This is a genomic window from Paenibacillus sp. DMB5, from assembly GCF_001517085.1.
Lineage (GTDB): Bacteria > Bacillota > Bacilli > Paenibacillales > Paenibacillaceae > Paenibacillus_AQ.
This window is the reverse complement of the sequence record NZ_LRAC01000031.1, coordinates 74,644-96,212: the sequence shown is the minus strand read 5'-3', so window position 1 is coordinate 96,212 and position 21,569 is coordinate 74,644. Positions and strand designations below refer to the sequence as shown.

18 protein-coding genes and 4 tRNA genes are annotated in these 21,569 nt (G+C 50.5%); 17 read left to right on the top strand and 5 right to left on the bottom strand.

All coding sequences use genetic code 11. From position 1 onward, the window contains the following. A partial coding sequence (locus AWJ19_RS06575) for an S-layer homology domain-containing protein (protein WP_198536478.1) occupies positions 1–1,233 on the top strand: 1,233 nt, incomplete at its 5' end. A 371-nt stretch (positions 1,234–1,604) separates the two neighbouring features. Here the strand turns inward: AWJ19_RS06575 and AWJ19_RS06570 are convergent. Beyond that, positions 1,605–2,033 (bottom strand): Lrp/AsnC family transcriptional regulator, encoded by a 429-nt coding sequence (locus tag AWJ19_RS06570; protein WP_068722254.1) that lies wholly within the window; start codon positions 2,031–2,033, stop codon positions 1,605–1,607. Positions 2,034–2,160: 127 nt separating this feature from the next. On the opposite strand from AWJ19_RS06570, the gene AWJ19_RS06565 reads away from it, so the two are divergent. The 11 genes from AWJ19_RS06565 to AWJ19_RS06515 all read left to right on the top strand — a co-directional run bounded on the left by AWJ19_RS06565 (position 2,161) and on the right by AWJ19_RS06515 (position 10,138). Continuing rightward, positions 2,161–2,925: an MBL fold metallo-hydrolase gene (locus AWJ19_RS06565; protein WP_068722252.1), complete on the top strand. Its 765-nt coding sequence runs from the start codon at positions 2,161–2,163 to the stop codon at positions 2,923–2,925. A 99-nt stretch (positions 2,926–3,024) separates the two neighbouring features. Next, positions 3,025–3,100: transfer RNA gene (locus tag AWJ19_RS06560), tRNA-Asn, on the top strand. A 5-nt stretch (positions 3,101–3,105) separates the two neighbouring features. Beyond that, positions 3,106–3,194, top strand: a tRNA-Ser gene (locus tag AWJ19_RS06555). Between the two features lie 780 nt (positions 3,195–3,974). After that, a complete protein-coding gene (locus AWJ19_RS06550) occupies positions 3,975–4,880 on the top strand; it encodes a branched-chain amino acid ABC transporter permease (RefSeq protein ID WP_068722278.1) in 906 nt (301 codons plus the stop codon). A 12-nt stretch (positions 4,881–4,892) separates the two neighbouring features. Further along, positions 4,893–5,858 (top strand): branched-chain amino acid ABC transporter permease, encoded by a 966-nt coding sequence (locus tag AWJ19_RS06545; RefSeq protein ID WP_068722276.1) that lies wholly within the window; start codon positions 4,893–4,895, stop codon positions 5,856–5,858. Further along, positions 5,830–6,609, top strand: a complete 780-nt coding sequence (locus AWJ19_RS06540; RefSeq protein ID WP_068722251.1) for an ABC transporter ATP-binding protein — start codon at positions 5,830–5,832, stop codon at positions 6,607–6,609. Before AWJ19_RS06545 ends, AWJ19_RS06540 begins: the two co-directional genes overlap by 29 nt. A 5-nt stretch (positions 6,610–6,614) precedes the next feature. Continuing rightward, positions 6,615–7,316 (top strand): ABC transporter ATP-binding protein, encoded by a 702-nt coding sequence (locus AWJ19_RS06535; RefSeq protein WP_068722249.1) that lies wholly within the window; start codon positions 6,615–6,617, stop codon positions 7,314–7,316. 69 nt (positions 7,317–7,385) lie between these two features. Beyond that, entirely contained in the window at positions 7,386–8,585 is a 1,200-nt protein-coding gene (locus tag AWJ19_RS06530; RefSeq protein WP_068722244.1) for an ABC transporter substrate-binding protein, read from the top strand. A gap of 100 nt (positions 8,586–8,685) precedes the next feature. Continuing rightward, positions 8,686–9,816 carry an alanine dehydrogenase gene (gene ald / locus AWJ19_RS06525; RefSeq protein WP_068722242.1) on the top strand — a complete coding sequence of 377 codons (1,131 nt, stop codon included), beginning with the start codon at positions 8,686–8,688 and terminating at the stop codon, positions 9,814–9,816. Between the two features lie 161 nt (positions 9,817–9,977). Further along, positions 9,978–10,052, top strand: a tRNA-Glu gene (locus AWJ19_RS06520). A 3-nt stretch (positions 10,053–10,055) separates the two neighbouring features. Continuing rightward, positions 10,056–10,138: transfer RNA gene (locus AWJ19_RS06515), tRNA-Leu, on the top strand. Positions 10,139–10,296: 158 nt separating this feature from the next. On the opposite strand, the gene AWJ19_RS06510 is transcribed toward AWJ19_RS06515, so the two are convergent. The 4 genes from AWJ19_RS06510 to AWJ19_RS06495 all read right to left on the bottom strand — a co-directional run bounded on the left by AWJ19_RS06510 (position 10,297) and on the right by AWJ19_RS06495 (position 15,779). Further along, positions 10,297–11,835 (bottom strand): glycoside hydrolase family 32 protein, encoded by a 1,539-nt coding sequence (locus tag AWJ19_RS06510; RefSeq protein WP_068722241.1) that lies wholly within the window; start codon positions 11,833–11,835, stop codon positions 10,297–10,299. Positions 11,836–11,921: 86 nt separating this feature from the next. Further along, positions 11,922–13,373, bottom strand: a complete 1,452-nt coding sequence (locus tag AWJ19_RS06505; protein WP_068722240.1) for a glycoside hydrolase family 68 protein — start codon at positions 13,371–13,373, stop codon at positions 11,922–11,924. Positions 13,374–13,593: 220 nt separating this feature from the next. Further along, positions 13,594–14,445, bottom strand: a complete 852-nt coding sequence (locus AWJ19_RS06500; RefSeq protein ID WP_068722238.1) for a PRD domain-containing protein — start codon at positions 14,443–14,445, stop codon at positions 13,594–13,596. Then, positions 14,442–15,779, bottom strand: coding sequence for a PTS transporter subunit EIIC (locus AWJ19_RS06495; RefSeq protein WP_068722237.1), 1,338 nt, complete (start codon positions 15,777–15,779; stop codon positions 14,442–14,444). Before AWJ19_RS06495 ends, AWJ19_RS06500 begins: the two co-directional genes overlap by 4 nt. A gap of 724 nt (positions 15,780–16,503) precedes the next feature. Here AWJ19_RS06495 and AWJ19_RS06490 point away from each other — a divergent pair. The 5 genes from AWJ19_RS06490 to AWJ19_RS06470 all read left to right on the top strand — a co-directional run bounded on the left by AWJ19_RS06490 (position 16,504) and on the right by AWJ19_RS06470 (position 21,525). Continuing rightward, positions 16,504–17,166 (top strand): GntR family transcriptional regulator, encoded by a 663-nt coding sequence (locus tag AWJ19_RS06490; RefSeq protein WP_068722274.1) that lies wholly within the window; start codon positions 16,504–16,506, stop codon positions 17,164–17,166. Positions 17,167–17,241: 75 nt separating this feature from the next. Beyond that, a complete protein-coding gene (locus tag AWJ19_RS06485) occupies positions 17,242–18,585 on the top strand; it encodes an extracellular solute-binding protein (RefSeq protein ID WP_068722235.1) in 1,344 nt (447 codons plus the stop codon). 74 nt (positions 18,586–18,659) lie between these two features. Next, positions 18,660–19,559, top strand: coding sequence for a sugar ABC transporter permease (locus AWJ19_RS06480; RefSeq protein ID WP_068722229.1), 900 nt, complete (start codon positions 18,660–18,662; stop codon positions 19,557–19,559). Next, positions 19,559–20,428 (top strand): carbohydrate ABC transporter permease, encoded by an 870-nt coding sequence (locus AWJ19_RS06475; protein WP_198536476.1) that lies wholly within the window; start codon positions 19,559–19,561, stop codon positions 20,426–20,428. Before AWJ19_RS06480 ends, AWJ19_RS06475 begins: the two co-directional genes overlap by 1 nt. Positions 20,429–20,469: 41 nt before the next feature. Next, on the top strand, positions 20,470–21,525 hold the full coding sequence (locus AWJ19_RS06470) for a DUF6282 family protein (RefSeq protein WP_068722228.1): 1,056 nt from the start codon (positions 20,470–20,472) through the stop codon (positions 21,523–21,525). Positions 21,526–21,569: the final 44 nt, after the last annotated feature.

The window sequence follows — 21,569 nt, the reverse complement described above, 5'->3', positions numbered from 1 at the left end:
CGGAGCGCGGCTGCGGCAGTGCCCGGCGCCGTGCTCGTGGTCACGCGCGGCGGCGCGTCCTACCGCTTTCCGCTGCACCGCGCGGAAAGCGTGCTTGAAGCGGCCGGCCTTGCGGACGGCACGCTGGAATTTGCGCTGGCTCCGCTTAGCGGCGCAGAGCTTGAGAAGCTGCTTGCCGGTGCAGGCAAGCAGGACCTTGCGGTGAAGGGTGTGCCGGCAGGCTTCACCCTGAGCGTACTCGGCGGCAGCGGCGCAGCCGCCGTGCCGGTCAGCGGCTTCGGCGCTGCTTACGCAGAGCGGACGCTGACTGTGGAAGAAGCGGTCAGTGCAGACCGCGCAGTAGCGCTGCTGTACGAAGCACAGACCGGTACCTTCCGGTATGTGCCGGCCCTGTTCGAGACGGCCGGCGGGGTAACGAAGGTTACCGTCAAGAGCAGTGTGGCCGGAGGCGTTATCGCCGTTGCGCTGCACCCGGTCAGCTTCAGCGACCTCTCCGGCCACTGGGCAAGGGCCGAGATTGAGCTGCTGGCCGGCAAGCTCATTCTGAACGGACGCGGCGCCGGCAGCTTTGCGCCGCAGCAGACCGTCAGCCGGGCCGAATTCGCGGCCATGCTGGTGCGCTCGCTCGGCCTGCTGCCGGATGCTGCGGCTGAAGCCGCCGCTTTCAGCGACGTGCCGGCCGGCGCCTGGTATGCAGCCGATGCCAGTACGGCTGCTGATCTTGACCTGGTGCAGGGCTACGCGGACGGAACCTTCCGTCCGGAGGCTCCGGTCACCAGGGAGCAGCTGGCGGTGATGGCCGCCAGAGCGCTGAAGCTTGTGCAGTCAGCTTCAGCACCGCCTGCAGGCGCACATGCCGTAGGCGCTGGCGGAACGCCAACCACCGCCGTTGCGTCTGGAGGCATCGCTGCCGCTCCAAATGCTGCTGTTGTTGCCAGTGCACCTGTAGCCGGATCCGGCGCTGCTCCAACCAGTGCCGCTCCGGCCGCAGCGAGCCAGGCACTTGACGCTAATGCTGCCGCATCCGCCGCAGCACCAACCGCACCCGGCAGCTTCACCGACGCTGCCGGCATCGCTTCCTGGGCACAGGAAGCGGTGAACACCCTGACCGCCGGCGGAATTATGCAGGGACGGCCTTCCGGCAGCTTCGCGCCGCAGGCCGCCACCAGCCGTGCCGAAGCGGCGGTCATACTAGCCCGGCTGCTGCGGGCCGGCCAGCTGCTGAACGAGTAATCTTGTTCAACCTGCCTTAATGCAGCACCCCAAATAAAGCCGCCGCCTCAGGAATCCCCGTTCCTTTGACGGCGGCCTTTTTATGCAACATAAATCCTACCCGCTTGCACCCATTCCATTGAGTTAAGTGGAAAAACGTCACCTGTTTCTGCGGAAACTATGGTGGGGAGGCGTTTAGTTGGAAATTTGCAGCTTAATTTTACCGTATTCACGGCAGGGGGTGGTTTTGGCCAGAACTAAGTGCCGATTTTACAACTAATGAGCGGAATTCGGGGGATTTGCCGTAATTAGGTGGCGAAAATCCACTTAGATATGAAGGGGCCCCGTCCCGGAGGATCCTGTAGAAGGGAATATCCTTTAACCACACGCCCCTACTTAAGCTGCCCCATCCCCAAATTCACCCGGTAATTGCCAAACTCCAGCAGCTCGTCCAAGAAAGCATTCAGTTCATCCTGGTCCCTTGAACGCACGCGCATCCAGTAGCAGCCTTCGCCGCTGACGCGGTGCAGCTCAATCACGCTGTCATGATTTTTGGCAAACTGCTGAAAAGGGGGATGTGCGGCGTTGGAGCTCAAAAACACAGTGACAAAAGCAAGAATGTCCTGTCCGATTTTAGCCGGATTCCAGCGCACGGTATAGCCTTCGATAATTTCAAGCTCCCGCATTCTGCGGATACGCGCACCTACGGCCTGTCCGGTCATATGCACCAGTGCCCCGATGTCTTTATGGCTAAGTGTGGAGTCCTCAATAAGGTATTGCAGAATGCGGTAATCTGTATCGTCGATCAGGTGGGAAGTCATAATGGGTTAATCCTTTCAGGATGAAAATAGAAACGGCTGATCTGTTTCGCGCCGCAATGTATTGTACAGCAGATACCTTCTATAATGATTGTAGCAGAAGACAGTCTGAAGAAAGAGGTGTTCCCGTATGAAAATTCAACTGATCCGCAACGCCGCCCTGTGGCTGCAGTATGGCGGTCTTACCTTCCTGATTGACCCTATGCTTAGCGTAAAAGAAGCCAACCCGCCGATAATCAACACGGCCAATGAACGCAGAAATCCGCTGGTGCCGCTGCCTGCTCCGGCAGAGCAATGGCTGAATCCGGATGTTGTGCTGGTAACCCACCTTCATCAGGATCACTGGGATGCGGCCGCGGTTTCGCTTTTGGCGCATGATCTGCCTGTCTTATGTCAGGAAGGGGATCAGGAAAGGATCAGCGGACAAGGCTTCATTAATGTTACTGCTGTACCTGACACAGCGCCGCTGGCTTTCCAAGGCGTCACTTTAACACGCATAGGCGGACAGCACGGTACAGGAGAGATAGGGGAGCTGATGGGCAAGGTGTCGGGGTTTATTTTTCAGGCTGAGGATGAACCTGTACTGTACCTGGCCGGGGATACAATCTGGTGTGCAGAGGTTAAAGAGGCTTTAGATACGTATCATCCTGAAGTGGTTGTCGTAAATGCCGGAGGTGCGCGTTTTGTGACCGGCGGGCCTATTACGATGAATGAGCAGGATGTTGTGGATGTATGCCGCTATGCGCCGGATGCAGCCGTTATTGCAGTGCATATGGAAGCAATCAATCACTGCCTCGTAACCCGGGAGATGCTGAGAGACCGTCTGTCTATTGAAGGGCTGCTGGAGCGTGTAAGTATTCCGTCGGACGGAGAGTATTGCCAGCCGCTTATATAGCGGACATCCGGCTTCCAAATGTAACCGTTATAAAAATTCGCTGCCTTCGCTTGACGGGAACATGAAATCATGATAAATTATTTCTTGTTCATGTAATGTTCCCTGATAGCTCAGTTGGTAGAGCACTCGACTGTTAATCGAGTTGTCACAGGTTCGAGTCCTGTTCGGGGAGCCATTCTTGGAGAGATACCCAAGTGGCTATAAGGGGACCCTCTGCTAAGGGGTTAGACTGCGTAAGCGGTGCGAGGGTTCGAATCCCTCTCTCTCCGTTGAAATACTTCCCTGTTAGGGATGAGAACCCTCGGTGGTTCGTTGAAGCATAAGCATCGTTAGCAATACTTCGCAATCTCTTGCGGAGCAAGAGTATCCCTATCTCTCCGTCCGAGTTATAGAAATGAAGCTCCCGGTTTTCCGGGGGCTTTTTTTGTGCTTTCGCAAGTTTATGGAACCAGAGGCGGGAGCAGGTAACATTCGGGATGTTTACATTAGCGTTATTCCCCTATTGAATAGGCGGAGGATTTTCCTGCATCCCTTCCCGCAATTCTCTGTAACTTACCGGAAAATCCCCCCAATCCGGATAACGAACCGGGGTCGTTAGGAATTTGTTAAAGTTTCGTGTCTTATGTAAGCTTTTCTTACTAAAAACTACATTATACTACACGAAGCTACGGTATTCTAACGATGCAGCCCGTTATCTCTTTAATCGGTTGAAGAACTGCTGCTGTAAAGAGACAAATGTTATATTATTTGCGGGAAAATAAAGTATTGTATTAGAAAAGGAAAAGATTTTTTAAAGCAGCATCCTCCTAAATCCTCTTTTTTTCTCCGTTTTACTCCGAAATACTCGAAAAAACCAATAAACGTAACCTTTAGTTAACATTACCTGTTATGTAATGTAACACAAATTTTCGAAAATTATATTAAAACCTTGCATTTTTTAGTGACGAACCCAAAACCATGTGTTAATATAAGTGACATCTTAGAAAGAAAAACAGATTGGGAGACAGAGAAAGGGGAATTTTAATTACTATGGGGAAAAGGGGATGGCGATGGAGTACTTCATTCAGCAATTAATTAACGGGATTTCCGTAGGCAGCATTTACGCTCTGATCGCCCTTGGTTACACGATGGTTTACGGGATTATTAAGCTGATCAACTTTGCGCACGGTGATGTGTTTATGGTCGGTTCGTTCATCGGTCTGTACAGTGCCAAGTTTCTGGCCAATGCCGGGCTTCCTCCGGTGCTGGTATTGCTGCTGTCACTGATCATTTCGATGACAATGAGCTCACTGCTTGGTATTACCATTGAACGGCTTGCTTATAAGCCGCTGCGCAAGTCCACGCGAATTGCCGCACTGATCACTGCTATCGGGGTATCCTTCCTGCTGGAATATGTCGCAGTGCTTATCCTTGGACCGCAGGCCAAGGGGTTCCCGGATATTATGGAGAAGAAGCAGTACCAGTTATTCGGAACCTCGATCCAGGTCGATTCTAACCAGGTTATGATTCTGATTACTACAATCGTCCTGATGATTATTCTGCAATATATTGTACGCTACACGAAGACCGGTAAGGCAATGCGGGCTGTATCATTTGATATGGAAGCGGCACGGCTGATGGGGATCAACGTAGACCGCACGATCTCGGCTACCTTTGCTATCGGGTCTGCGCTTGCTGCAGCGGCCGGCGTAATCTTCGGTATGACCTACAATTCCGTAGATCCGCTTATGGGTGTTATGCCGGGACTCAAAGCCTTTGTAGCAGCAGTACTTGGAGGAATCGGAAGCATTCCGGGCGCGCTTGTCGGCGGATTGCTGCTGGGAACAGTGGAGACGGAAATTTCATCGCTTGGCTATTCATCCTGGCGTGACGGTGTTGCTTTTGCCGTGCTGATTCTGATCCTGATCTTTAAACCATCCGGGCTGTTTGGCAAGAATGTCCGGGAGAAAGTGTAGGTGGGGAACGGCATGAAGAAGCTGAATTCAAAATTCTGGCTGGGCATAATCATTGCTCTGGCGTTCTATGGTATCGTTCAAGTTCTTCTAACAACGGGAATATTTAATGATGTAACCCGATCCATGCTGCTTCTGGTAGGCGTCAATGTCATGCTGGCGGTATCGCTTAACCTGATTAACGGAATTACCGGACAATTCTCGATCGGGCATGCCGGATTTATGTCCGTAGGTGCGTACACGTCGGCAATCCTGACGCTGGATTATGATGTGCCGTTTATTCTGGCAATTATTATTGGCGGTATCGTGGCAGCCATCTTCGGTGTGCTGATTGGGATGCCCACACTCCGCCTTAACGGTGACTATCTGGCTATTGCCACACTGGGCTTTGGGGAAATTATCCGGATTATCCTGCTGAACACAGAGTATGTAGGCGGTGCTTCCGGCCTCAGCGGGATTCCGGCGAAATCTACCTGGACTATTATTTTCTTCTTTACCTTATTTACTGTTGTGCTGATCAATAACTTTATCCGCTCCACCCACGGCCGTGCCTGTCTGGCCATCCGCGAGAATGAAATTGCCGCAGAGGCGATGGGGATTAACACTACCCTGTACAAGGTTATCGCCTTTACCATCGGTGCATTGTTTGCAGGCATGGCAGGCGGGCTGTCGGCGCATACGTTCTATGTTATTACGCCGGGCAGCTTCAACTTCCTGAAATCCTTCGAGATTCTGGTAATGGTCGTTCTTGGCGGTCTGGGCAGTACGGCGGGCTCCATTGTGGGGGCGGTATTCGTTACCCTGCTCTACACTTATCTGCGTGAATTCCCGGAATGGCGGATGATTATTTATTCCATCGTGCTGATTCTGATGATGATTTTCCGTCCAAGCGGCCTGCTTGGCAAAACCAGAATCAATTTCGGCAAGCTCGGTAAAAAGGAGGCCAAGGCAAATGGCAGCATCGACAGCAGTACTCCTTGACGTTAAAGGGGCCAGCCGTTCCTTTGGAGGCCTCAAGGCGCTGAGCGAGGTTTCCCTGCATATCAACAAAGGGGAACTGATCGGTCTGATCGGACCGAACGGCGCCGGCAAGACAACATTGTTCAATCTGTTAACCGGGGTGTATCCGCCCTCTACCGGTAAAATTCTGCTTAATAATGAGTCGGTAGGCGGTATGAAGCCTTTCAAGATTAACCATAAGGGTGCGGCGCGCACGTTCCAGAACATCCGGCTGTTTACGGCCATGACCGTACTGGAAAATGTCAAAATTGCCTTCCACCAGCATGCCAGACATTCCTTGTTCAGCTCCATGCTCCGGCTGCCGAAGCATTTCAAGGGCGAAGAGGAAATTACACAGAAGGCGATGGATATTCTAAAAATATTCAATCTCGCTGACCAGGCCCAGGAGACTGCCGGCAACCTCAGCTATGGGAACCAGCGGCGTCTGGAAATTGCCCGTGCGCTTGCTGCCGGACCGAAGCTGCTGCTGCTCGATGAACCGGCGGCCGGCATGAACCCGAATGAAACGCGGGATCTGATGAACCTGATAGCCTGGATCCGTGAAGAATTCGATCTGACCATTCTCCTGATTGAGCATGATATGTCGCTGGTTATGGGGGTCTGCAACCGGATCTATGTCCTGGACCGCGGAATTCTTATCGCCGACGGTACGCCGGTGGAAATCCGGAACAATCCGAAGGTAATCGAAGCGTATTTGGGACAGGAGGCGTAAGGGCGATGCTTACAGTACAGGGAATCAATGTTTACTACGGTGCCATCCACGCATTGAAGGATCTCAGCATCCAGGTTAATCAGGGGGAGATTGTAACACTGATCGGTGCCAACGGCGCCGGTAAATCCACACTGCTAAAGACGCTGTCCGGGCTGCTCAAACCCAAGACCGGCAGCATTGAGTTTCTGGGCAAATCCATCACTAACCAGAGTGTACAGGCGATTGTTAAGCAAGGGCTGATTCATTGCCCGGAAGGACGGCGTGTATTCGCCAATATGTCTGTAGAAGAAAATCTTGAGCTGGGAGCTTACCTGCAGGACGGCAAAAGTCTTGCCGCCGATTTCGAGAGAGTCTACAGCATGTTCCCTAGGCTGCTTGAGCGCAAAAAACAGCAGGCCGGAACGTTGTCCGGCGGGGAGCAGCAGATGTTGGCCATGGGCCGCGCTATTATGGGCCACCCCAAGCTGCTGCTGCTGGATGAGCCGTCCATGGGACTTGCTCCGCTGCTGGTACAGGATATTTTCAGAATCATTCAGGAAGTCAACGCCGCCGGCACTACGGTGCTGCTGGTTGAGCAGAACGCCCATCAGGCGCTTAAAATTGCTCACCGTGCTTATGTGCTGGAAACCGGAAGAGTGGTTCTGGAGGGAGACGCCTCAGAGCTGGCGGATTCGGAAGAAATCAAGATGGCCTATCTGGGCCACTAGATTACTGTAACTGAAGCATCACAGAACCAACACATAGAAACTATATTATTCGGGAGGCTGGGAGAAACTATGAAAAAAATTGGGGCCATTATTTTGTCGACAGTACTGACTGCGGTATTGGCATCAGGCTGCGGCAGCAACAACACAGAGAACAGCGCTAACTCTGCGAGCGGCGGAAATGCTGCCGGGGACACAATCAAGATCGGTGCCGACCTTGAGCTCACAGGCGGCCAGGCTTCTTTCGGCGACTCCGCATCCAAAGGCGCTCAGCTGGCTGTAGACCAGATCAATGCCGCCGGCGGTATCCTGGGCAAGCAGCTTGAACTGGTTGTTGCCGACAATGCTTCAAAGTCCGAGGAAGCAACACAGGCGGCACAGAAGCTGATTACCAACGATAAAGTAGTTACTATTATCGGAGCATCCACTTCTACCAACACACTGGGGATCGTTCCGGTTGCTACCGAGAAAAAGATTCCGCTTGTAGCTGTTGGTGCAACTAACCCTAAGGTTACTGTTGACGAGCGCAGCGGAGATGTGAATGAATGGGTATTCCGCGCAGCCTTTATCGATCCGTTCCAAGGCCAGGTTATGGCTAACTTTGCAAGCAACAACCTTAGTGCAAAAACAGCAGTAATCTACACAGATACTTCGAGTGACTATTCCAAAGGTCTGCAGAAATTCTTCGAAGAAACTTTCAAGGCCAACGGCGGAGAGATTCTGAGCCAGGAATCCTACCAGCAGAAAGACTCTGACTTCAAGGCGGTTCTAACCCGTATCAAAGAAGCTAATCCGGATGTAATCTACCTGCCGGGTTACTACGAAGAGGTTGGTAAGATCGTGAAGCAGGCCCGTGAAATGGGCATCACTGTACCGTTCCTGGGCGGCGACGGCTGGGATTCCCCACAGCTGGCAGAGATTGCCGGTGCAGCAGCCCTTGAAAACACTTATATGTCCAACCACTACTCGCCTGAAGATACAGCTACTGAAGTAACAACTTTCGTGGATGCTTACAAAGAAGCTAACGGCGGTGCGGTACCTGACGGTATGGCAGCTCTTGGTTACGACGCGCTAAAGCTGGTTGCTGATGCCATTACCCGTGCAGGCGAAGCTGATCCGGCCAAGATCAAGGATGCTTTGGCAGCAACTAAGGATCTGCAGCTGGCTACAGGTAAAATCACCCTGAACGAAACTCATGACCCGGTTAAAGCGGCTGTCGTATTGAAATTCGTTGACGGTGTTCAGACTTTTGAAGCAAAAGTTAATCCATAAACGGTTCTTCCGCATACAATATGGGGAATGAATGAATAATGACTTTAGAGAGAAAGGCTCCTTTGCGGGCCTTTCTTTTGTCAGTAAAGGAGGAACGGACATGATTATCGGAGTACCCAAGGAGATCAAAAACAACGAAAACCGTGTAGCCCTCACCCCTGCCGGTGTAGAAGCCCTTTGTAAAGCCGGTCATAAAGTGCTGATTGAAGAGTCGGCCGGGATAGGCAGCGGCTTCAGCGACAGCGAATACCTGAATAAAGGCGCGGTGCTGTATCCGGCAGCTGCTCAAATATGGAATGAGGCGGAAATGGTACTCAAAGTGAAAGAACCGCTGCCTGAAGAATACGGTTATTTTCGCAAGGGGCTGATCCTGTTTACCTATCTCCATCTTGCGCCTGAGGCAGAGCTTACCAAGGCGCTGGTGGACAGCGGAGTTACCGCTGTGGGCTACGAAACGATCCAGCTTGCGGACGGCTCGCTGCCGCTGCTGATTCCGATGAGTGAGGTTGCCGGACGGATGGCGGTCCAGATTGGAGCAAGGCTGCTTGAAAAGCCGCAGGGAGGCAAGGGTGTTCTGCTGAGCGGTGTGCCCGGTGTACAGCCGGGTGAGGTCGTTATCGTTGGTGGTGGCATCGTTGGTACCAACGCGGCCAAGATGGCGCTGGGACTCGGTGCGCGGGTAACTGTAATGGATAACAATGCTGCGCGGCTCCGTTATTTGGATGATATTTTTGGCGGGCGCCTGATTACGGTTATGTCGGACTCCTATCATCTGGAACAGGCCGTACGCAAAGCTGACTTACTGATCGGGGCTGTGCTCATCCCTGGTGCCCGTGCGCCCAAGCTGGTGAAGGAATATATGGTGCAGCAGATGGGCGAGGGCTCTGTCATAGTGGACGTTGCGATTGACCAGGGAGGATCCATCGAGACAATCGACCGGATTACAACTCACGAGAACCCGACTTATGTAAAACATGGTGTCGTGCACTATGCAGTAGCCAATATGCCGGGTGCGGTGGCCAGAACCTCCACGCTTGCACTCACCAATGTGACAGTCCCCTATGCACTGCAGATTGCGGACTCAGGTATTCACAAGGCAACGCTTGACAATCCGGCGCTGGCCCGCGGGCTTAATGTAGTTGCCGGTCAAGTCACGAATGCAGCGGTTGCCAGGAGTCTTGGTTATGAAGCGGTTGACGGAGTAGAAGCCTTGGCTGTGTATGGCGGATAGAGACTTGGAGCGGCACTGCGGAGTTTAGACGGGAGGACGGTATCTGGTCATCCACCGCCTCCCGGATATGACGGTATTTTTATTTTTTTTAAAAGTGCTTGTCAAAGTGAGCAGAGTTTGATATACTCATTTTTGTTGTGGTAAACACAATTGATTAGCACGGCCCGTTGGTCAAGGGGTTAAGACACCTCCCTTTCACGGAGGTAACAGGGGTTCGAATCCCCTACGGGTCACCATATGCGGTAGTGGTGGAATGGCAGACACGCTATCTTGAGGGGGTAGTGGGCGTATGCTCGTGGAGGTTCGAGTCCTCTCTACCGCATAATATGCTAAAAGCAAAAAAAGCCTTGAGAATTCAAGGTTTTTTTGCTTTTTTTAACTAACTCTTGATAACAGTTCTGTTGTGACTTTGTTGACGGAATTTATTATGCAACCAGACAAAACTGGATATCCAGGAGAAAATGGCTAGCGACGCTGCGATTACTCAGAGATGAAGTGCTGTATCCTCACATCCCTGAAAATCGCGGTACCCCCCTCGGAAAACAGAGTGACTCCCTTATCATCCGGTTCCGGAAATACGACACTGGAATAAGCGACGGCTCCGTCATCAATAAAGACCTCAATGCTTGTCTTATCTACGAATATCTTCAGATGAACCTTCTTCTTGCTCACATCAAAGGGAGCCCTGCTCTCCAGGTATTGTCCGCTCTTGTCCGGTTGTCCTGTATAAGCTCTATTTACATAAGTGTAGCCGCCGGTAATGAAAACTCCCGCATCTGCATGACGGGTTGTGTCCTGCGATTCCCGGACCCTTATTCCTGCATTCTTAAGTTCAGACCATGACAGATCGGCATCCAGCTGGTACGAATCACCGGTTACAGGAAGGGTGTGTGTGCCGTTAACTATGATTTGATTGAAATAGTCTGTGGCCTGCGTTAACTGCTCCAAGGCCTCAGCAGGCTGTGAAACCAAACGATAGTTACCGTTGTTACCCTGCTGAAGCGTTATCCGGCGTACAATCGAGTCCATACCATTAAAACCCTCCCGCAGTGTCGGTGTTTCATGGGCATAATCCCAATTGTTCATCCAGGCCAGAGCATATCGGTGACTGTACTTATCGCTGCTGTTCCCATCCTCAAAGGTTACTGCTCCATACCAATCGAATCCATAATCAAGCCACTGCGGCCCGCTGTAATCTGCAATAAATTCCTTCCTGTTGAAGTCGCCTGTCCAGTAAGCATAGGTATTGGGTTTACCGGCCGCTTTGCCATTTGCGCTAACGCCAAGTATCCATTTATAGGTGCCGTCATTTGCTCTCATAGGATAGAGGTCAGGGCATTCCACAAGCCCTATATTTTCCGTGATAAAAGCGCCGGTGTATTTCCAATCCTTTAAGTTGGAAGACTCATAGAAGCCTACTTTTGTTCCTTCTGCCATGCTCATAACCCATCTATGAGATTCAGAATTCCAAATGACCTTTGGATCTCTGAAGTCGGCTGTACCCGGATTTGGGAGTACTGGCTTATCGCTGTAAGATTTGAACGTTGTTCCCTTATCGGTGCTGTACCATAAGTATTGTTCCTGTTTTCCCCCATCCGCAGAAGGCTGTGTAACAATCGCTATAAGAGCGTTTTTTCCAAACCCGGCTGTGTTGTTCTCGTCCATAACCACTGAGCCTGACCACGGGTCTCCGTTCGGGTTCGTATATTTTGGGATAGCTACTCCTTCATCCTTCCAGTGTACCAAATCCGTTGATGTCGCATGCCGCCACTCCGTTCCGTCTCCATGTGGATAATCACGATTGTAGAGATAGTAATAATGATATTTTCCATCCTGGTAGATTGGCCGCTGCGGGTCGTTTTTCCAATGGTCCGGAACCGTAAAATGATAGTTGGCTCGATAAGTTTGCTGATCTTTGTGGTGGGTGTAGGGCAAGAAATTGTATAGGATAAGAATCAAACTGCCTACACATAGAATAAGTACGATTAGCCGTGCACGAAATCTTCTGGTTGTGTTCATAAATACCCCGCTGTCTATTAAAAAAAGAGAAAATGCCAATGGTTAGTCGGCATTTTCTCTTTTATAATTATTCAAAAATGTTTAACCTACTCGATCGTAATTTGTCCTTGTTCAAGGATGCTGTCTTTGACCACCGAAGTTTTGGATCCTTTAATGTTCAACAGGAAGCTCGGTGCAAAAGTAGATTGGTGATCTGCGAAATAGCCTCTGTTTGTCATGTAGCTGGTAATGACGACATTATCGCCTTCCACCTGCGGAGTGGCAAAGTGAGCATAGGTCCAGGTGACGTCATAAGGGTTAAGATCCTGATGCAGTACAAGGCCTGTTTTGTTCAAAGGCTTATAGGGTCCGGTTAAAGAATCAGCTACATAACCAAGCATGTATATGTCTTCTTTATCGATTCCTTCAATGAACATCTTGGCACCTCTTGTGCTTGTGAACAAGTACCACTTGCCGTCTTTTTCAAATACGTTAGCCCGCTCAATTTCATCCGTGACCAGATTGGACGCGATCAGCGGCTTCATTACTTGCTTCAGAGTAAAGTCATCATTAATCTCGATGATACCCAGTGCACCGTTAGCGATGGACATGAACTTCTTGTCAGGGCTCTGCAGCAATTTCTGTTTCTCGGCTTCGAAGAAGACATTGCTTCCGCCATAGAATGCTTTATTGAAGAAGGAATCTTCACCCTGGTAGCCTGTTTCTGTTCCGGTGTTTGCCTCAAATATAAGGTACTTGCGGCCGTTATCCTCCACATAGTGGGGGTCTCTCAGCGTGTGGTTATCGGAATAGTCCCCGGCACCGAATGCCTGATCAACCGTCTGATAGTTTTTACCGTCGCCGTCAAAGATGGATTTGAGATCTTCCACACCGTCAATTTTCAGTAGGCCGTCTTCCGGCTGAGATACATTAATTTGAGCTGTTGTTAAAGTTTGTTTGCCGAAGAATCCCTGCTCAGGCGCCCAAGGGTGACGGTTGGTATAGAACAATCGAACTTCCCCGTCAGAGGTTAATGTTGCCGAACCCGACCATTCTTCCGATTGGTTGTTCAGGATGGGATCGTTTGGACCTAATTTGTCAGTATCCTTAAATACTCTGCCGGCATTCTTCCAGCTCTCGATAGAGTTATCGCCAGCTTTTTTGTAGAACAAGTAAATGAAAGTGTCGGAGCCTCTCTTCGGGTCGCCCGCCAAACCAAACACAATGTTATATCCTTTATAATTTGCTACGGTTCCATCTGCATTTTGCAGCGGCCAGGTGTCCCATACGTCCATATTAATCTTGTTGCCATATTCATCGTACTTTACTGCTGCAGGAATGTTCTTGATTGTTGAAGCATCGAATTGCGGGACTTTAAATTGTTCGCTGGTCTGTTGCTCAGGTAATTTCAGCATGTCTGCGCGTGTAATGTGGGAGAAGCCGTAACTTTCCTTGTAGTCCGAGCTTTGTTTTGCAAAAGCGGAAGCGCCGCCGCCTACCAGTAAAACTGTTGCAAAAGTTGCTGCTGTTGTCTGTCTCACAAACGTTTTGATATTCATATCCTGTCTCCTTTTCCGCTTCGTTTTTTTTAGGATCCTGGTAAACATAAAAAAGACCTAAAAATTCCTAAAGGGGTTTACAGTGATAGTAAACGATCCCTTACGGATTTTTAGGTCTTGCCTGCTTAACAGTAACAATCCCGACATATTTTTTTGTCACGGCTATTCTATAACGTTTTTACGAAGGAATTCTATAGGTCTAAAGTCCTTTTTTGTTACACTAGAGCGTAAGAGAATCATTAAATCTAGTCTTTATCCGGTTAATTTCCATAGCGATAAACACGATCTGGCTGTCGGTAAAATTATACCCGTAGTCCTCTGCTGCCTCATCGCTGATCCGGATTGCCTGAGAGAAAGCTTGCATGTAACGCTCTTTAGCGATGGACACAATTTCCGGGTTCAGTTCGTTTCGAAGCTTGCCTGTCTCATCCGTTTGCAGGATATTCCCGAGCTGGGTGACCAGACGTTCATAGCTTGCGGAGCCCCGGTCGAGCGGAGCGCCGGCAGCTTGTCCTATTCCATCAGCAATATCACGGATAAGTGCAGTTTTATCCTCTTTTGTTCCGTGAGCACCGGCATTTTTCCAGGCAGTGTGGATGTGCATAGCAATATAACCGACTTCGTCTGGAGGGATTTCTACCTGCAGTTTTTCGTAGATAATTCTTTTCGCATGCTGCCCGATTTGGAACTCTCTCGGATACAGAATCCGTATTTCATCCAGCAGTGTGTTCTGGATTGAGATTCCTTTCCCGATCCGCTCCAGGGCGAATGACAGGTGATCCGTCAGCGCGATGTGGACATGCTTATTAAACGTTACATCCAGCTCACGCTCAGCAAACGAAATAATTTGCTCAGACACCGCAATTTCTTCCTCAGGCAATGTCCGCAGCATTTCCTGAAGGTGGCTGTACTGATCCGGATCATCCATAATAAAAATCTTCTCAATACGGGCCCTGTCAACAATATCGTTTTTTCCTTTTTGAAAAGCAATACCTGAACCCATGACAATCTTTTCTTCTCCCAAATCATCTACCACAACCGCGTTATTATTAAGGATTTTTTTGATTTTCATGATTTCTCCACCCCAAGAATCCAAGTAACCGCAAAGGCTGTTCCCGCCGCCAGCAGAAACCCGATCAGATAATGAATTAGATTTATATATCCCGGCAGAACGATAAATGCAATCATCGGAATACCGGTCAACCCGAATGAATTAGCTACCACTTGATGAAAAGCTACATAAGCGCCCCCTGCGGCTCCGCCTGCGGCAGCGCCCAAGAAAGGACGGCCAAGCTTCAGGTTTACGCCGAAGGCAATCGGTTCAGTAACGCCCAGGAAGGCGGTAAATGAGGCGGGGAGCGCTATTTTTTTCAAAGCGTCATCCTTTGTCAGAACATAAACTGCAAGTCCGGCACCACCCTGGGCAATATTCGCCATGGACCAGATAGGCAGCAGAAAATTAACCCCGATTCCGGGATTAGAGATCAGTCCGACTTCAATAGCTTGTATGCCCTGATGCAGCCCGGACATTACAATAGTGCTGTAAACTCCGCCAAGCAGGAGCCCGAATATGGTACTCCCATGCTTAAATACATGCTCCAGCGAACTGCTGAGAACTCCGCCCAGTTCCGTGGCGAGAGGACCAATGACCAGGACGCCAAGGCTGCCGCCAATGATGAAGCTTAGGAAGGGGATCGCTATAATGGCGGCAGATGAAGGGATAATCCGGCGAAGGCCTTTTTCTACAAGAGTCATCAATAATACAGCAAGAATAATCGGAATCACGGTACCCTGATATCCGAACTGAGGGGCGCTAATAATATCCATCCGGCCTGTTTGCGCACCGGAAGATTCTAATGACCAGCCCAGTTCGGGCCTGGTCATCAGAAGGCCGACTGCAGCGCCAAGCGGCGGAATGCCTCCCAGCCTCTTGGCTGCCTGGTAACCGAACATTACGCTCATACCCTGAAAAGCGGAACCCGTTAACAGTGACAGGGTTTGAACGTAGATGCTGTCCTGTGGTACCCACCCGAAGGCTTGTACGATTCCGAGCAAGCCCAGCAGCAGGCCAACCGCTACAAAGAGTGGAATCATCGGTACAACAATATCGGAAAAGAGGAATACTGCATCCGTAATCCGGCGGATCAGGCCTTTGTTGCTCCAGGTTATCCGCACACGCTCTTTCCAGTCCGGCAAGGAAGGGGCTGGTGCAGAGGCCGGTACATTAAAGGCTTCCTGCTCTATTTGTTCCAGCAAACCGCCAGGCTGTTCTTCTTCCCGTTTGGGAGATACCATATGTTCCTCAAGAATACGGGCAATCTGACGGTGTATCTTGATGACAATGGCCGGTCCCAGTATAATTTGCAGGTACCCGGTTCGGACAAATACACTCTGAACCTCCTGCATGCCGGTAAGGCCGCCTCGTCGGCCATTGTACTGTTTTTCAGCTTAAGCCGAATACGAGTCGTGCAGTGAGAGGCTTCCGCCACATTATCCGGTCCACCCGACAACTCGATTAGACGCTCGGCCAGTTCCCGCGGAGAACCGCGGTTCTCCTTGAAACTTTCTCCGTTCTGGTCAGGCGGGGGATTCTTTTTCTCCATTTCAATCCTCCCTACACATGCTGAGCAACAGTTTTTTGTAAATAAAAAAGGACCTTATAGGTCCGTTGAAAGTTACAAATTCGTAACTTATTTTATATGATTAATCCTATTTTGACATTGATCAATTTCAAAATCAATGGTCAGTAATTCCAGCACAAATAACCCGCAAGAAGGTTACTTGTGGAAAAGTTTCCGTCTTGCAGATTATAGATCAGAGATTCCGCTATACAGTAAATTCGGACAAGGTCCTTTTTGATGGAATGCACGGCTCTTAATTTTATTTGATGTCATATTTATGTGATGTTATCATTTTTTTAACGGCGTTATCTGGCTTCGATGTTAGTTATTATACGTTTATACACGCCTTTTTTTGATTTTCGAGTTAAAAGAGAGGTTTTATTGTGCATTTTTCCGAAAATGAGTTAGATATATTGACGTTAATATACATTAAAACTATCATTGTATTCAATTAAGAATCCATTCTTGATTAGCTAGTATCTCTAATGAGAGACGGAGTGATGGAGGATATGACTAAAAGAAAGGAGATGGAGATCTACAGGGACATTAAACTGGCAATCACGCAACACAAGCTGCTGCCGAATACACAGCTCGTTGAGGATGCGCTGGCTGAAGCCTTTCAGGTCAGCCGTACGCCCATAAGGAATGTTCTAAGAAGACTGGCGATGGAGAAGCTGGTTACAGTCATTCCATACCGGGGGGCCTTTGTCTCATGTCCCAGTGTTGATGAGGCAAGAGAGGTCTTTGAAATGCGGCGGGTCATCGAAACGTCAATGGTGCGGAAGCTGTGTGCGATTGTGAAGCCGGAGCAGCTTGCCCCGCTGGAGATTCTTATCCGGGAGGAGCATGAGGCTAGTCATGAAGGTGATATTGTCGGGGCGCTGGATGTCACAGTAGATATACATCTAAAGCTGGCTGAGCTGGCGGATAACTATTATTACTATCATTTTTTAGAGGAGCTGATCTCGCTTACCTCGGTTATTATTTCCCTCTACGGAACGAACCAGAGCTTCTGCCATGATCATGAGGAGCTAATGGCGGCCATTCTGCGTCAGGACGGAGAGCAGGCGGCTCATATTATGGAAGAGCATCTTTGGCAGATTGAGCGTTCGCTGAATTTTACCGAAACGACGACCAATGTTCTGAATTTCAAAGAAATTTTTCATAAGTGATTTTTTTTTGGACCAGATTGTATCCAATTTCGGATGCCAAACAATTAGAGAATGCATACAAAGGAGTGGGGAGATTTGAAAAAACGGGCATTCATGCTGGGTATGATGACAGCCGCAGCGACTGTACTGAGCGCTTGCGGAAGCGAAGCCAATGAAGGAGCAGCGGCTGATAACGGAAGCAGCAGTACCATCACGATCACGCTTATGCACAGATACCAGGACTCCAATATCGGCAAAAGCCCGGAGGATACTGCAGTGCTTGATGGGCTCAAGCGGTTCCGTGCAGATTATCCGAATGTCGAGGTCGTAGAAGAGCAGCTTCAGAACGAGGATTACTCCATCAAGGCTCAGGCGCTGGCTGCAGCAGATGATATGCCCGATGTATTCATCGTCCCCGGCTCATGGATGACCAATTTCGTAGATAACGAAATCGTACTCCCCCTGAATGCCGAGCTGGACAAGCGTGCCGAGTGGCGCGACGGTTACCGGACAGGCACCCTCGATGCCGGAACGCGCGAAGGCCAGGTGTATGGCATTCCAATTGCGGCCGGGCCAACCCATCTGATCTATTACAACGCAGATATGTTCGCTGAGATCGGGTACGACCAGTTCCCGGCGACCTGGCAGGAGCTGATGGACGCGGGCGAAAAGCTGGCGGAGAAAGGCATTAATCTGTTCTCATACGGGGACAAGTCCAAGGGCTATGCGATGTCCAGCTGGATCAGCGCCTTGACCGACCGGATAAGCGGTCCGGAATGGACTGAATCCATACTGACAGGAGGCGGAGCAAAATTTACAGACAAGGGCTTCGTTCAGGCGATCAGTATGATGAGTGATCTGGCCAAAGCCGGTTACCTGAACAAGGATCTGAATTCTGTTGATTCCGATACTATGGTCAACTATTACTTCGAAGGCCGCTCCGCAGCATTCGTCAGCGGCATCTGGTCAGCAATGAACGTTGTAAATAATGCACCGGCAGAAATAACTGCCGCTACGCGGGTAGCTGTATTCCCCGGTGTTGACGGGGGACTGGGCAATCCGCTGAGTTCATCTGGAGGAGCCGGCGTCTATTACAGTGTCAATGCGGGCGTACAAGCGGGTGAGAAGCTTGATGCCATTATGACCATGCTTGACTACATGACCGGTTCCGGCAGCGCCAAGCTGATGGCGGAAGTCGGGGGCTTCCCGGCTTTTGATCCCGGAGATTTTGATACGGCCAAGCTGCATCCGGTAGCGCTCGCGGCTTATGAGGCCAGCGCAGCAGCCGACGCAACCAAAATCTTCGATCTTTGGTTCGACGCCTCGATTGTTGAAGTCATCAATACCGGAATTCAAGGTGTTATGGCAGGGTCCAGTACACCGGAAAAGCTAGCTGAGGAAACCCAGAAAGCCTATGAGACCTTTTTGGCCAATCCTTAACCTGAACCAAAATGCATTTTGGGTTAGACCGGGATAAAGCCGATTCCGGAGATTATTTTTAGAGGGGTGAGGTCATGGGTAAGGCGCTGCGCCCGAAGGGCTGGGTGCTTCTGGCATATCTGCTTCCGGGACTTATAATATATTCCTTTGTTGTGCTGGTTCCCATATTTTCGGCTTTCCGTTACAGCTTCTACTCATGGACTGGGGGCCCAAAAAAGACGTATATCGGCATAGGGAACTACATGGAGCTTCTTCGGGATGAGGTGTTTTGGCAATCCTTTCTGAACAATGTGCTTATGACGGTATACGGCCTGATTGGACAAGTAGGGCTCGCCTTTATTTTTGCTCTGCTGCTGATGTCCAAAATGGTCAAGCTGAAGGGACTGCACCGGACAATGAGTTATTTTCCATCCACGCTGGCTCCTGTAATCATCGCATTCCTCTGGATGCTCATCTACAACTATAACTACGGACTGCTGAACGCCGGACTGACCAAGCTCGGTCTTGGCGACCTGGTGCAATCCTGGCTCGATCTGACAGGCCCGATCGTTCTCCTGGTTTCCATTCCTCTCTCCTGGCAAAATATCGGCTTCTTTACACTGTTGATGCTGGCGGGGCTGTCATCGATTAACAAGGAAGTTCTGGAGGTTGCCGAGCTGGACGGGGCTACGGGTGCCCGTAAGGCCTGGTATGTCATCATTCCACTGGCCAAGCCGACCCTTGTTGTTGCCTCTCTGCTCTGCATCGCCAATAATATGCGCGGCTTTGAGCATATCTACGCACTGACCGGAGGGGGGCCGGGCAACTCATCCTCAGTAATGGCGCTTTATGCGTACCAGACATCGTTTCTGCGCTTCCGTTACGGATATGGTTCAGCGCTGGCTATTGCCATTATTGCATTGACCATGCTCATAATCCTGCTCTCGACACTTGCGCTTCAGCGCCGGGAGAATCAAAAGGGAGGTGCGTATTAATGGAGCTCCAGCTGGAATTACAATCGCAAACCAGCTCCCGCCGGCTGTTTCCCGGTTCGGCCAAGCTGCTGGTGAACACATTAATGCTGCTTTTTACCGCCAGCTGCATTATACCGCTGCTCTGGATTGGTTATTCATCCCTGAAAACACAAGCGGAATTTGCCAATAACATTCTCAGCCTGCCCAGTGCGCCACAGTTCGGAAATTATCTGGAGGCCATCAAAATTACGAACATGCTCCAGCTGTCATGGAACAGCGCGAGGGTGACACTCCTGTCGGTTATCGGCATTACGGCGATTTCGTTCGTAACAGGCTACATCACGGCCCGGCTGGACTTCAAGGGAAAGAAGGCTCTGATATTTTATTACCTGTTCGGTATGCTTGTGCCGATTCATGCCCTGCTTGTTCCGATCTATCTCTTGTTTAAAAATTTTGGCCTGGCAGACGAGTGGTACACGCTGATCATTCCGTATATCGCCTTTAACCTGTCTCTTCCAATCATGCTGGTCAGCAGCTACGTGGTCGGCATTCCAAGAGAAATTGAAGAAGCGGCAGCCATCGACGGTCTCAGCTTCAGCGGAACGATGTTCCGCATTATTTTCCCGATCGCCGTACCGGTGCTGACCACAGTTGCCATTCTGCAGTTTTTCTCCTGCTGGAACGAATTTTCTTTTGCGCTCGTACTGCTCAAGGATGAGTCGCTGCGGACAGTTCCGCTTGGGATGTCGTACTTTAAGTCTCAGCACAGTACCAACTATCCCCAGCTGATGGCGGGGATGGTCCTGTCCATGCTGCCTGTTACTTTAATCTATTTTACATTCAGCTCGCGCATTATCGCCGGCGTTATGTCAGGCGCAGTCAAGGGATAAACCGCATAGCCGCTATAACTTCACACTATTGGAGGGATATTATGCTAAATAACAATTACAATCAGGAACAGCCGCAGCTGCGGACACCCGACCGTTCGCGATGGAATGAATCCTTTTACCGCAGGTCAATGGAGCTGCCGGATGAGCTGCTGATCGGTGCCATTGACAGTCATGTGCACGCCGGTCCTGTGCTGAACTCCAATCCCGGGCATCTTGATCCAATCCAGGTGGCGCAGGAAGCCGCTGCTGCAGGCATGAAAAGCATTGTCTATTATGATGTTTTTGGCTGGGCTTCAGGAATGGCTTGGGTTGTAAACCGGCATGTGCCAGGCATTCATACGTATGGAGGCTATCTGATGAATTCCTGCCATGGCGGCATGAACCCGCGTTCTGTGAAAACTGCGCTGCACATGGAGGAGGGCTGCCGCTTCATCAGCTTCGGATCGCATTGTACCCGCCATTCTGCAGAACGGGAGTCAACACTTATTGGCGGCAAGCTGGTTCCGTTCAAGGACGCTTTTCCGGAGTTTGCAGAGAAAGAGCTGCCTGTGGCGACATCAATCCCGCTGGAAGGACCTGTTCCGGAAGCGTTGGACGAAATTCTGAGTATGGTCGCTGAACATCCGGAGGTATATCTGAACACGGGTCATGTATCTGTCCCGGAGGCGCTCCGTCTGCTGGATCTAGCTGAGCAATACGGTATTGCCAAGGTGCTGATTGCCCATCCGGTGCGCGGCCAGATGACTATAGATGAGCAGAAAGCGGCGGCGGCCAGAGGCGCTTTTCTGGAGGCCTGTCTTGTGGACTGGCTGTATCCTGATGTTCCCCGGACACATTATTATGTGGAGCGGGAATACATGGATATGGGTGCGGAGCTCGGGCGCTTCTCAAATGCGACAAAGTGGATGAAGACGATCCGTGAAGTCGGGATCGACCAGTTCGTGCTAGGCACCGATTACGGCATCCGCGCGGCGTCAACACCGGTACAGGGGATGAGGACAATGATTGCCAGCATGCTGGATTATCAGTTCTCCCCGGATGATATATACCGGATGGTAGCCACCAATCCGGCAAGGCTGATCGGTATCCAATCGTAGAGTTCCGTGGTATGAACGGTTACAGTCAGCAAGAACAGGAGGAG